General features: G+C 47.7%; 10 protein-coding genes. 6 read left to right on the forward strand and 4 right to left on the reverse strand.

Translation table 11 applies throughout. The features are described 5' to 3' along the window. Positions 1 to 64: 64 nt before the first annotated feature. From gatB to gatC, 3 genes are all read right to left on the reverse strand, one after another. Positions 65 to 1,516, reverse strand: coding sequence for an Asp-tRNA(Asn)/Glu-tRNA(Gln) amidotransferase subunit GatB (gatB, locus tag OCU49_RS06130; protein ID WP_261844099.1), 1,452 nt, complete (start codon positions 1,514 to 1,516; stop codon positions 65 to 67). A 100-nt stretch (positions 1,517 to 1,616) separates the two neighbouring features. Beyond that, positions 1,617 to 3,071 carry an Asp-tRNA(Asn)/Glu-tRNA(Gln) amidotransferase subunit GatA gene (gatA, locus tag OCU49_RS06135; RefSeq protein ID WP_261844100.1) on the reverse strand — a complete coding sequence of 485 codons (1,455 nt, stop codon included), beginning with the start codon at positions 3,069 to 3,071 and terminating at the stop codon, positions 1,617 to 1,619. Positions 3,072 to 3,168: 97 nt separating this feature from the next. After that, positions 3,169 to 3,456, reverse strand: coding sequence for an Asp-tRNA(Asn)/Glu-tRNA(Gln) amidotransferase subunit GatC (gene gatC, locus OCU49_RS06140; RefSeq protein WP_261844101.1), 288 nt, complete (start codon positions 3,454 to 3,456; stop codon positions 3,169 to 3,171). 432 nt (positions 3,457 to 3,888) lie between these two features. On the opposite strand from gatC, the gene OCU49_RS06145 reads away from it, so the two are divergent. From OCU49_RS06145 to OCU49_RS06170, 6 genes are all read left to right on the forward strand, one after another. Then, positions 3,889 to 4,932: a rod shape-determining protein gene (locus OCU49_RS06145; RefSeq protein ID WP_261844102.1), complete on the forward strand. Its 1,044-nt coding sequence runs from the start codon at positions 3,889 to 3,891 to the stop codon at positions 4,930 to 4,932. 75 nt (positions 4,933 to 5,007) lie between these two features. Next, positions 5,008 to 5,895 (forward strand): rod shape-determining protein MreC, encoded by an 888-nt coding sequence (mreC, locus tag OCU49_RS06150; protein ID WP_261845202.1) that lies wholly within the window; start codon positions 5,008 to 5,010, stop codon positions 5,893 to 5,895. Between the two features lie 2 nt (positions 5,896 to 5,897). Then, positions 5,898 to 6,386 (forward strand): rod shape-determining protein MreD, encoded by a 489-nt coding sequence (gene mreD, locus OCU49_RS06155; RefSeq protein ID WP_261844103.1) that lies wholly within the window; start codon positions 5,898 to 5,900, stop codon positions 6,384 to 6,386. A gap of 16 nt (positions 6,387 to 6,402) precedes the next feature. Next, the gene (locus tag OCU49_RS06160) at positions 6,403 to 6,990 is read left to right on the forward strand and encodes a Maf family protein (RefSeq protein WP_261844104.1); all 588 of its coding nucleotides are present in this window, start codon (positions 6,403 to 6,405) and stop codon (positions 6,988 to 6,990) included. 66 nt (positions 6,991 to 7,056) lie between these two features. Then, positions 7,057 to 8,538, forward strand: coding sequence for a ribonuclease G (gene rng / locus OCU49_RS06165; protein WP_261844105.1), 1,482 nt, complete (start codon positions 7,057 to 7,059; stop codon positions 8,536 to 8,538). 5 nt (positions 8,539 to 8,543) lie between these two features. Further along, the gene (locus tag OCU49_RS06170) at positions 8,544 to 12,458 is read left to right on the forward strand and encodes a YhdP family protein (RefSeq protein WP_261844106.1); all 3,915 of its coding nucleotides are present in this window, start codon (positions 8,544 to 8,546) and stop codon (positions 12,456 to 12,458) included. A gap of 23 nt (positions 12,459 to 12,481) precedes the next feature. Here OCU49_RS06170 and yjgA read toward each other — a convergent pair whose 3' ends face one another. Then, complete coding sequence (gene yjgA, locus OCU49_RS06175; protein WP_261844107.1) at positions 12,482 to 13,024, reverse strand: ribosome biogenesis factor YjgA; 543 nt, start codon at positions 13,022 to 13,024, stop codon at positions 12,482 to 12,484. Positions 13,025 to 13,032 lie beyond the last annotated feature (8 nt).

Genomic DNA, 13,032 nt, shown 5'->3' on the forward strand with positions numbered 1-13,032 from the left:
GATGCATTCTGTTAGCGGTTGATGATTACGAAGGTGGGCTAAAAGTTAGTCTGAAAAACCGTAGTTAAACCAGCTCATCCAGTTTTTGTTTTAGTAAGCCCTGCACTTGACCGGGGTTAGCTTTGCCTTGTGATGCTTGCATAACTTTACCCATGAAGAAGCCGATCATTTTACCGCGTTTTTCAGGTTCAGCATTTACATACTGATCGACTTGAGTTTGATTCGCTGCAATTACGTCAGCAACCATGCTTTCGATCGCACCGGTATCAGTAACCTGCTTCAGGCCTTTCGCTTCAATTACCTGATCGGCATCACCTTCACCGGCCCACATGGCTTCAAAAACCTGTTTGGCTATTTTGCCGGAGATAGTGTTGTCGCTGATACGGAGCAGTAATCCACCAAGCATTTCAGCGGTTACCGGAGCGTTAGTGATAGCTGTATCCGTCTGATTAAGGTGCTTGGATACTTCGCCCATTACCCAGTTAGCTGTGAGTTTTGCGTCTTTCGCTGCAGTTGCTGAGGTTTCGAAGTACTCGCTTAGTTTACGGTCAGCAGACAATACCATTGCATCGTAATCGCTTAGCTTGTATTCGCTGACAAAGCGCTCGCGACGAGCGTCTGGTAGCTCAGGCAAGCTGGCGCGTAACTGCTCGATATATTCGTCGTCGATGACGATTGGTAGCAGGTCTGGGCAAGGGAAGTAACGGTAGTCGTTGGCTTCTTCTTTGCTACGCATGGAGCGGGTTTCGTCTTTGTTTGCATCGTACAGGCGGGTTTCCTGAGTGATTCGACCGCCATCTTCGATGATATCAATCTGTCTTTCTATCTCACCGAGAATGGCTTTCTCGATGAAGCGGAAAGAGTTGATGTTCTTGGTTTCGGTACGGTTGCCGTATTCTTCTTCGCCTTTGAGACGAACAGATACGTTACAGTCACAACGGAAAGAGCCTTCTGCCATGTTGCCGTCGCAGATACCCAGGTTAGTGACGATTGCGTGGATTTTACGCACGTAGGCAACTGCTTCTGCAGCGCTGCGCATATCAGGTTCTGAAACGATTTCCAGTAGCGGTGTGCCGGCACGGTTTAAATCGATACCCGTCATATTGGGGAATTCTTCGTGCAGGGATTTGCCAGCATCTTCTTCCAAATGAGCGCGGGTTACGCCAACGCGCTTGATGCTGCCGTCTTCCATTTCAATGTCTACGTGGCCAATGCCAACTATTGGGTGAAATAGCTGGCTGGTCTGATAGCCTTTTGGCAGATCCGGGTAAAAGTAGTTTTTGCGGTCGAATACTGATGTACGGCCAATTTCAGCGTCAATTGCCAGCCCGAACATGGTGGCCATGCGCAGTGCTTCAGCATTAAAAACTGGCAGAGTTCCAGGTAAGGCCAGATCGACAGCGCAAGCCTGGGTGTTAGGCTCAGCGCCGAATGCGGTGCTTGCGCCGGAAAAGATTTTTGACTTGGTGGCCAGTTGGGCGTGAATCTCAAGCCCGATGACTGCTTCCCATTCCATTTTTATAAACCTCTTTGCTTGAATGCCTGAGTGAGTGGTCTCGAACTCAGGTATTCAGGGTGCGTATAAACGCGGAAATTAAATCGGTATGTCCTGCGTATTAGGCAAGTCCTTCCGGTGCTTTTGTGTGCCAGTCGGTTGCTTGCTGGAACATGTGTGCAACATTAAGTAGGCGGCTTTCTGCAAGATAGTTACCGATAATCTGTAAGCCAACCGGTAAACCGTTACTGAAGCCGCAAGGTACTGACATGCCTGGCAGGCCTGCAAGGTTCAGAGAGATAGTAAAAATATCTTCCATGTACATGGCGACAGGATCGGCACTTTTTTCACCCAGCTTCCAAGATGGGTGGGGTGTTGTCGGGCCCATGATTACATCAACTTCAGCCAGTGCAGCAGCGAAATCCTGTTGTATCAGGCGGCGAATTTGCAGGGCTTTTTTGTAATAAGCGTCATAGAAACCTTCAGAAAGAGCATATGTGCCTACCATGATGCGGCGCTGAACTTCAGGGCCGAAGCCTTCGCCACGGCTGCGCTTATACAAATCTTCCAGATTGACCGGATCTTCGCAGCGATGGCCGTAGCGTACACCGTCAAACCGGGATAAGTTGGAAGAAGCCTCTGCTGGCGCAACAATATAGTAGGCCGGAATGGCGAGGTGTGTATTAGGCAGGCTGATTTCTTTGATTTCAGCGCCCATAGCTTCGAATTCTTTGATTGCAGCCTGAACCTGTTCAGCGATACCCGTATCGATGCCGGCGGCAAAGTACTCTTTTGGCAGACCGATTTTTAAGCCTTTAAGAGGCTGACTCAGTTCAGCCGTAAAGTCAGGAACTGCTTTATCCAGGCTGGTAGAATCTTTTGGGTCAAAGCCGGCCATGACATTCAGCATCATGGCGGCGTCTTCCGCGGTACGCGTCATTGGACCGCCCTGATCCAGTGAGGATGCGAAAGCAACCATGCCGAAGCGTGATACCCGACCGTAAGTTGGTTTGATGCCGGTAATGCCGGTAAGCGCTGCTGGCTGGCGAATAGAGCCTCCGGTGTCAGTGCCGGTTGCAGCTGGTGCCAGGCGAGCAGCTACCGCTGCTGCTGAACCGCCCGATGAGCCGCCTGGTACGCGGTCGGTATCCCATGGGTTACGGGAAGGGCCATAGAAACTGGATTCGTTCGATGAGCCCATCGCAAACTCATCCATATTTGTTTTGCCCAGAGTAACTGCGCCGGCCTGGTTGAACTTTTCGACAACAGTAGCGTTATATGGCGAGATGAAGTTGTCCAGCATCTTGGAGCCGCAACTGGTGCGAACGCCTTCGGTACAAAACAGATCTTTATGGGCGATTGGTAAGCCGGTAAATGCACCTGCTTCACCTTTAGCGCGCTGAGCATCGGCGGCTTTTGCCTGCTCGATAGCCTGTTCATCAGTTACGCTAATATAGCTGTTGTAGTTGCTGTCCTGGTCTTTAATGCGGTCCAGGTAAGCCTGGGTCAGCTCGACACTGCTAAAGTCGCCGCTGTTTAACCCCTGTGCCAGTTCGGCAAGTGTTTTTTCAAACATGGTAATGGGTGATCCTTAAATCGAAATTCGGGTAACGGGCTTAGTTTCAATACGCGCGGTTAAATAAGTATTTCCGGCGATCATTGCTAAGCAGAGGTTATTCAATAACCTTCGGAACCTGGAACAGGCCGTTTTCAACAGCAGGCGCAACGGTTTGTAAATGGTCGCGCTGATTGGTTTCGCTCACTTCATCGGTACGCAGGCGTTGTACTGCGTCCAGAGGGTGTGACATCGGTGTCACATCGGCGGTATCCACAGCCTGCATCTGGTTAACTAAGTCCAGGATGCTGGAAAGGGTAGTGGTGTATTCCGGGATGTCCTGCTCATTGATTTGCAGGCGCGCCAGGTGGGCAATTTTTTCCACATCTGAGCGATCTAGTGCCATGGTTGGATACTCATAAAACTTAGTGATAGGTTAACCCGGGAATTCTGCCTGACTGTTGGAATGAAATCCATGGACAGAATATGCCGTTTTCGTTGATTTCAGTATTGCATAAATAACCTGAACTCAATGCTTCTCCTGTTGTCTTCAGCAGTGTAAATAGCAACGAAGCGGAAGGCTTGGCTGCGACGCATTGTGTATTCGTAAGATTATCTATAGCTTATTGAATATAAAGAGCTACGTTAACACATTTGTTGCTTGCCCAAAATCCCCGCCATTGCTACAGTGGGACATTTTTAAGAGGAAGCTGCGAACAGCTCCGGAACACCTCTGATTTTTAGAGTAAATCTTCAAACTATTTCGCAGGTTTCATAGTCATAGCGCAGTCTTTTTTTGCGCCGCTAGAGTAAGATATTCAGGTAAGGCGGACAGTCAATGTTTAAAAAAATTCGCGGGATTTTTTCCAGTGATCTATCTATCGATTTAGGGACAGCAAACACCCTTATCTATGTTCGCGATAAAGATATCGTACTCAATGAACCTTCTGTTGTAGCGATTCGTCAGAGCGGTAACGGCGCCCAGAAAGCTGTTGCGGCTGTTGGTACAGATGCCAAGCGCATGCTGGGACGGACGCCAGGAAATATCACGGCTATCCGGCCGATGAAAGATGGTGTTATCGCTGACTTTCATGTTACTGAGAAGATGCTGCAGCATTTCATCAGTAAGGTTCATGATAATAACTTTCTGACACCGAGCCCAAGGGTTTTGGTATGTGTGCCATGTCAGTCTACTCAGGTAGAGCGACGTGCAATAAAAGAGTCGGCAATGGGAGCCGGTGCCCGCGAGGTTTATCTGATTGAGGAGCCTATGGCTGCTGCTATCGGAGCAGGGTTACCTGTTGAAGAGGCAAACGGTTCAATGGTTGTGGACATCGGTGGTGGTACAACCGAGATCGCGATTATTTCTCTGAACGGTATTGTTTATGCAGAATCGGTTCGTGTAGGTGGTGACCGGTTTGATGAAGGTATCGTTACGTATATTCGTCGTAACTACGGCAGCCTGATCGGTGATGCAACTGCTGAACGTATCAAACAGGAAATTGGCAGTGCTTATCCTGCTGCTGAAACCCGTGAGATTGATGTTCGCGGACGTAACCTGGCTGAAGGTATTCCACGTAGCTTCACACTGAATAGCAATGAAATTATGGAGGCGCTGCAAGAGCCTCTGTCTGCTATTGTTCAGTCAGTTAAAAGTGCGCTTGAACAGTGTCCGCCAGAATTGGCATCAGATATAGCGGAACGCGGTATTGTGTTGACCGGTGGCGGTGCCTTGCTACGTAATCTGGATAAGCTGATTAGTGAAGAAACCGGCTTGCCGGTAATCGTTGCAGAAGATCCGCTGACCTGTGTGGCTCGTGGTGGCGGGCGTGCACTGGAGTTGCTGGACAAACATGCCTTTGAGTTACTGACGTACGAATAATCTCTATGTTGAAAACGTGCTACAGGGAAAGTGCCTGTCTGCCTGATGTAATTCAGGAGGTGCGGCATTAGCAGTATCTTTAGAAGCGGGTCCTTAAGGGCCCGCTTTGTTATTTTATTAGTCCTCGCAACTGCGCTGGTGGTTCTTGATCTGAAATGGGCCAAGATGAACCAGACGCGTGCCTATCTTTCTTTGGCGATAACGCCGTTACAATGGTTGGTGGATACGCCGGCACAGGTAGCGGATGAGCTTAGTGATGTTCTGATTACCCGTACTCAGCTGATTGAAGAAAACCGTCAGTTGCGGCAGGAAGCTTTATTGCTTAAGCGGAAGGTACTTCAGGTTTCTGCGCTCACTGCAGAGAATGTGCGCTTACGTGAACTGCTAAATGGTAGTCAGCGTCTGGCGGATGACGTTGCTCTTACCGAGCTTATCGGTATTAATCCTGATCCATTTCAGCATCAGGTGGTGCTGAATAAAGGTTTTGAAGACAACGTGTATATTGGTCAGGCGGTTTTGGACGCTGGTGGGATTATGGGGCAGATCATTGAGTTGTCGCACTATACCAGCCGTGCAATGTTGATTACGGATTCCCGACATGCGATTCCTGTTGAAGTAAACCGCAACGGTTTTCGTTCTATTGCTTTGGGGAACGGCTCTGTTGATGAGCTTGAATTGGGGCATGTGCCGGATACTGCAGACGTTCGGGAAGGTGATTTGTTAGTGTCTTCCGGTTTAGGTGGACGTTTTCCACGGGGTTATCCTGTGGCTCGTATTACCAGTGTGAAACGTGACCCGGGGCAGACTTTTGCGACAGTTAAAGCTAAGCCTACTGCGCGTCTGAATAAGAGTCGGCATATCCTTTTGGTCGATTTATCAGAGCAGCAGCCTGAGCCATTACCGTTAGCAGAAACACCTGTGATTAAAGATGCTGGTGCTGACTCCAGTCAGCCGGAGTCCTGACCGTGAGTCAGAATGAGCCGGGTGGCGGTGCCATTATCTTTGGAACCTTTTTATTAGGGCTGATGCTCAGCCAGGTGCCTTTGCCTACTTCTGTAGAATGGTTTCGTCCTGAGTGGGTAGTGATTATCCTGATTTACTGGGTAATGGCTTTGCCTGAGCGGGTAGGGCTGGGTAGTGCTGTTCTGCTTGGGCTTGCGTTGGATATCATTAAAGGTATTCCACTAGGCTTGAATGTTATTGCTCTGTTGGTTGTGGCGTATCTGACACTGATGCTGCACCGGCGTTTACGTATGTTTCCTTTATGGCAGCAGGCGTTTGTAGTGATGATTCTGGTCGGTATTAATCAGTTATTGTTTAACTGGTTCCATGGTTTGATTGGTACCCGGAGTGACAGTCTGATCTTTTTGTTACCGGCACTGATCAGTGCAATTCTATGGCCCTGGATGTTTGTTGTATTACGTGGCTTGCGCCGTACTTTTCGGGTCAGTTAAACAGGCAAGGTGCTTCATGTCAGATCTTATTCTCGCTTCTGCTTCACCTCGGCGCAGTGAGTTGTTGCAGCAAATCGGTGTTCATTTTGATGTTAAGCCGGTAGATATTCCAGAAGTTAAGTTAGCTGATGAATCCGCATTTGAGTTTGTCGAGCGTCTGGCGATAGAAAAGGCAGTCGCCGGGTGGCAGCGGAGTGAGCAGCGTTTGCCTGTGCTGGGTTCAGATACAGTCGTCGTTCTGGATGACAGAGTCATGGGTAAGCCGCAAAACCGTGAAAATGGTATTGATATGTTGTTGGCATTATCGGGGCGGGAGCATCAGGTAGTGACAGCGTTAGCTATAGTTAATAATGAACAAACTCAGGTACGTGTAGTCTCAACCCGTGTACGGTTTAAAGAGCTATCTGCAGGGTTGTGTCAGCGTTACTGGGAAACAGGTGAGCCGGTAGATAAAGCTGGTGGATATGGTATTCAGGGATTGGGCGCGGTATTTGTTGCCAGTATCAGCGGGAGTTATTCGTCTGTTGTAGGCTTACCACTGACAGAGACTGCTGAGTTACTGGATATTTTTAAGGTGCCGTTTTGGCAGCATGCAGCAGAATGATGTAATGACGATGTAATAAACCGGGCTGATAGTTTCTGTGCAGCGGCGAAGAAGTAAGGATAGACGATGAGTGAAGAGATACTGATTAACTTTACCCCAATGGAAACGCGGGTAGCGGTTATTGAAAATGGTATGCCGCAGGAAATTTATATCGAACGGGCAGAGCGTCGCGGCATTGTTGGTAATATTTATAAAGGAAAGGTTGTACGTGTATTGCCTGGTATGCAGGCAGCCTTTGTAGATATTGGTCTGGAACGCGCTGCTTTTATTCATGTGGATGAATTGCAGCGGCCTGAGCCAACTGATGATTCCGCAAAGCCTAACCTTGCGATAAATCATCTGTTGCGGGAAGGCCAGCCTCTGGTTGTGCAAGTCACGAAAGATCCATTAGGCACTAAAGGTGCCCGTCTGACGACAAACCTTTCTATTCCTTCCCGTTATCTGGTGTATATGCCAGGTAATGAACATATTGGTATATCTCAGCGCATTGAAGATAACGATGAGCGTGATCGCCTGCGAAATCTGGTTGAAAAGGCAGTCGCTGAACTCGGTCAGGATGGTGATACTAATATTGGTGGTTTCATTCTGCGTACTGTTTCTGAAGGCGCCTGTGAGCAGGAGCTGACTCTTGATATTCAGTTTCTTTGCCGTTTATGGCGGGCTGTAGAGCGCAAGATTAAAGAATCCCCTGTTGCGACAATCATCTATGAAGATTTGCCGCTAAATATGCGGGCATTACGGGATATGGCACATGCCGGGGTTGAGCGTATCCGGATAGACTCAAAGGAAACTTTTCAGAAGTCTGTCGATTTTGCCGCCGCTCTGGTGCCGCAAATTGGCGATATTCTCGAATATTATCCGGGTGAGCGGCCTATTTTTGATCTGTATAATATTGAGGAAGAGATACAGAAAGCATTAGGCCGTAAGGTTGAATTGAAATCAGGCGGCTATCTGATATTTGACCAGACTGAAGCCATGACCACTGTTGATATCAATACCGGGGCCTATGTTGGTCATCGTAATCTTGAAGAAACTATCTTCAAAACCAACCTGGAAGCAGCTACTGCTATAGGTCGTCAGCTACGATTACGTAATTTGGGCGGCATTATCATTATCGACTTCATTGACATGGTGGATGAAGATCATCAGCGTCAGGTGTTGCGCACTCTCGAGCGAGTTCTGGAAAAGGATCATGTTAAGTGCAAACTCACAGGGGTGTCCGAGCTAGGTCTGGTTGAAATGACCCGTAAACGCACCAGGGAGAGCCTGGAGCATATACTTTGCCAGCCTTGTGAGCATTGTCAGGGGCGGGGGTCAATTAAAACGCCTGAAACGGTTTGTTACGAAATTTTCCGTGAGATACTGCGACAGCACCGTGCCTATGATACTGACAGCTATCTAGTGCTGGCTTCTGAGTTGGTGGTTGATATGCTGCAGGATGATGCTTCTGATCATGTTGCTGAATTGGAGGCTTTTATTGGGAAGTCGATACGCTTTCAGGCTGAATCTATGTATAGCCCGGAACACTACGATGTGGTGTTACGGTAAGCATCATGGGGTTACTGAAATCGGGTTTTCGCTGGCTAAACTGGCTGATTCTGGCTGTCTTATTGTTGCTGGTAATCGCTATGCTGGCAATTCGGCAGCTAATGCCATTGGTTGGCGATTACCGTGAGAATATCAGTGCTTATCTGAGTCAGCAGTTGAATGTCGACATTGTAATGCAGCAGATAAGTGCTGACTGGGATGGCCGCTACCCGAGAGTTTTTGTTAGTGGCTTACAGGCTAATTTGCCTGATGAGGGTTTAGATATTCAGGTGCAAAGCCTGGATCTGAGTTTTAATTTTGTTGCCAGTCTGTTGCGCGGACAGCCGATTTTTCAACGTATTGATGTGACTGGCGTACATACCAATGTGGTTGTGCCGGAAGTTTCCTCTGTGGCAGCAACGCATACTTCTGAAGTTGAAACCGCAATACCCGACTGGCTCACCGTTCTGCTTAGCCAACCACGTATCTATATATCAGACAGTAAGATAGGTCTTATCCCGAAAAACGGTGCTGTTGTTTCTGTAGATTTACAGAGTGCTCAGCTGGAAAATACCTCTTCTCAGCATCAGCTAACAATTGATATGCAACTGGCAGAGCAGGATGAATCGGCAAGTTTATTGCGACTGATATTAGAAAGTAATGACCTGAAGGTATCACCGGCGGTTGATTTTTATGTGCAGGCCACCGATTTGTCTACTGATTTATTGGGGGCTATCAACAAGTTCTTACCGAATCAGGATGGGCTTAGTCTTCAAGATGTTGAGCGCGTGGAGGCTGGAATAAATTTCTGGGGTCGCTGGCAGAATGGTGTAGTCACACGGCTACGTGCCGCGTTAGATATTCTTGAGTTGAAGTTGTTAATTCCTCAGCCCGTTCATTTGCAGGATTTCAGTGCTGATCTGGTGTTTGATGAAAACGCAGGGCGAAAGCGTTTGCGTATCAGCCATCTTGAGGGAGTGCTGAATTCAGCACGGTTAAGGTTGAATGAAACAGTTCTTCAGGAAAATTTGAATGGGCTTCGTCTTACGATGCCTGAGCTGAATGTTGGTCGTCTTGAGGCATGGTTGCTTCAGCAGCCTCTTATTTCACAATCAGTACGTGATGAAATTGCTTTGCTGGCATTGCAGGGAAATGTACGTAATCTTCAAATTGACTGGTTAGGCGCTGATCCGGCGAAAGCGGGTGTGCTTGACCTCTCAGTTGTGCAGTTACCTGTCATCAATCCGCTGGATTTTGCAGCCATTGCTGACTTAGACCGTGTTGGTTTTAATGGCTATGAAGGTGCACCTGCAATGCAGGGGGTTGATGGTCGCCTTGAGCTGGCGTATTTGAATGCTGAACTGAATGGCAGGATTGATTTAGACAGTGATGATCTTGGCCTGTTTTTCCCTGAAGAGTTTAATGAAGGTTGGCGTTTTGATTATGCCCGTGGCACAACTTTTTTTAATGTAAAAGAACAAATACTCACGCTTAGCAGTGATTTAGTGCGCTTACGTAAAGAAGGTATTAACGCCAGTGGCCGCTGGAGCCTTTATCTTCCGCTGGATCCGGAAATTCGTAGTGAATTGACATTGCTGATCGGTATAAAAGATGCCGACGGTAGTTTGGCGCCCACATTGATACCGCATAAAGAGCTCTCTGATGAATTAAATAACTGGGTAGCTTCTGCCGTGAAGGAGGGGCATGTAACTGAAGGCAGTTTATTGCTGCATACTAATACCCGGTCAGCATTTAGCCATGAACCGCAAGTTGTACAGCTATTCCTGGATGTTAAAAACGGCAGTATAGAATATGACACAAACTGGCCAGCTGTGAACGCAACAGATGCAACTATGTTAATGCGTGAGCAGGGGCTGGAAGTTTATGCCACACAAGGAAAATTAAAAGACAGTCAGCTGCAGCAGGCATGGGTATATTTGCCGCCGGGTTCTGAAAAACTACGAGTACTGGGATGGGTTGAAGGCAATGCCAGTGATATTCAGAATGTCTTACTGGGCAGTAATATTTTCTCAGAACCAATCAAAGAGCTAGAGCAGTGGAGTTTAACTGGACAGGCTAAAACTGTCGTTAATTTAGATCTGCCTTTAAATGATCCTAAAGCATTGCCGGATGTGGATGTTTCTGTTGATTTATCCGCAGGCCGACTCAAGTCAGATATTCGAAAGTTGAGCCTGAGCCGTCTGGCCGGGCGTCTTAATTATAATCAGCGTAAAGGCTTATCTGCTAAAGAATTAACAGGCGAGTTATTTAACGAGCCTTTCACCGCTTCAATTGATAGTCGTGAAACTGATCAGGGGACTGTTACTACCACGACATTAAACTCCAAGGTAGAGCTGAAGAAAATTCAAGAGTGGGCTGGAGTAGCAGTGCTTCAGGGTATGCAGGGTCATCAGGCATATAAGGCAAAGCTTGATATTTGCGGTACAGCCAGTTGCTCTAATTTACGCATCGAAAGTGATTTGAAAACAACAGAACTGAACTTTTTTGATCCGCTGAATAAGCCGTCAGGTGAGGCGCTACCTTCACGTTTTTCCATTAATTTTGCAGAGCAGCCTATTGTTAATTTTAATTTAGGACAGCGATTAGCTGCCTCCATAGCTTTGCAGGGTGACAGCATAGAGCGTGGACGGTTTATTTTTGGGGCTGATCGTGCCGCATTACCGGTTAAAAAAGGCTATAGCCTGGAAGGTCATGTCTTACAGTTGGATGTTGAGCAGCTACAGATGTTTTTGGCCAAAAGTGGATTCCTTTCTGATGAAAAATCCACTGCCAATGAAGTTGCCGTGATGCCGACTGGTACGCTTGATTCGATATCTGAATTGGATATGACTTTTACTGCTTTGAGATTTGGTGGTACGGAATTAAAAGATGTTCGCCTGGGATTGCGGGATTTTGGTCAGCAGCGCCGGTTGAGTATTGACAGTTCTGCAGTGCAGGGCACCCTTACGTATAGTGATATTAATAGTCCTTATGATGTCGATCTGACATATATTGATTTCGATGCGCTTATCCCCTCGTCTGACGAGAATAAGCTGGCAGTTGAGCCTTTCGTCGATTCTGGAATCAGGCCCGGAGAGCTTCCCGCTGCTGATGTGAAGGTTGATCAGTTAGTTTATAACGGTAAGCGTTGGGGGCAGTGGGGGTTTAACCTGCGTAATCAGGATGGCGATACTGTTATTAATGACCTTTACGGAAGAATGGATCAGTTAGAGATTAAAGGCGATATACGCTGGTCTGCAGGAGCGCCTTCACAATCAGAGATGCGGCTTAGTCTGCGTGGTGAAAATGTTGGCCAGAGCCTTATGACCGCAGGCTATCAGGAGGTTCTGGAAACAAATGTTTTTCGCTCCGATACCAAGATGTTCTGGCCCGGTGCACCATGGCAATTTAGTTTGGCGCGCTTGCGGGGCGGACTTGATTTTGTTGCTGAGAAAGGCCGGCTGATTGAAAGTGGCACATCCGGAAACTTTCTGCGTATTTTTGGTATTTTAAATTTAAATACTTTAGGCCGTCGCTTGAGGTTGGATTTTAAGGATCTGTTTGCGAAAGGCGTCAGTTTTGATGTGTTGAAAGGGCGTTATCGTATTGAGAATGGAATTGCGTCCAGTGTTGAGCCTCTAACGCTGGATGGCCCATCCGCTGATATAGAGCTGTCAGGTGAAATAGATCTGGTCACTGAAACGCTTAATAAGCAGATGCAGGTTACTTTACCTGTTACTGATAATTTAACGATAGCAGCGGTGTTGCTAGGCGCACCACAAGTTGCGGGTGCTGCATTTATTATTGATAAGCTATTTGGTGATGAGATTAAGCAGCAGGTGGCAGCGGTTCGTTATCGGATGGAAGGGGATTGGAGTGATCCGCAGCTGGAGTTGATCGTGTCGGGTAATAAACAGGCGCAGGGTGTTGTTGAGAACTAATCTGCGCCTGTTGTTCGCATTGTTTAAAGTTGTAGCTGAGATTCTGCCCGTTCGCGCAGGTATTTGAACAGTTTGCGGGCAGCGACTGGTGGCTTTTCCTGAGCCTGTTCTTTCTTAGCGTTACGTAAGAGCTGACGCAAGTGCTGAATATCGGCACCGCCATCTTCATTTAAGTATGCTTGCAGATCACTGTTGTCGCCTAAAATCAGACGGTCACGCCAGCGTTCCAGCTTTTTAAAGATCTGAGCGTGTGCCTGCTTACCTGCTTCAAAGCGATCCAGAGCGGCCTCAATGGCTTCGGTATCTTCGTTACGCATTATGCGGCCAATGTATTGTAAATGCCTGCGAATGGCTTCCGAGCGAGGCTGAAGGCGAGCTGCTTCGGCAATAGCTGCGCGAAGCTCATCACTCATAGGTACCTGTTCAACCTGTTCTTTGTTCAATAACGTGATTTTAGCGCCTAGCTCCTGTTGAGCTTCGACTTCACGTTTGCGTTGGGTTTTAGATACCCATTCCTCGTCATCATTAATTTGCTCGTCAGAATCTGGGAAATATTCGTTACTCATAATGTCCA

This window comes from Aliamphritea ceti, assembly GCF_024347215.1.
GTDB lineage: Bacteria > Pseudomonadota > Gammaproteobacteria > Pseudomonadales > Balneatricaceae > Amphritea > Amphritea ceti.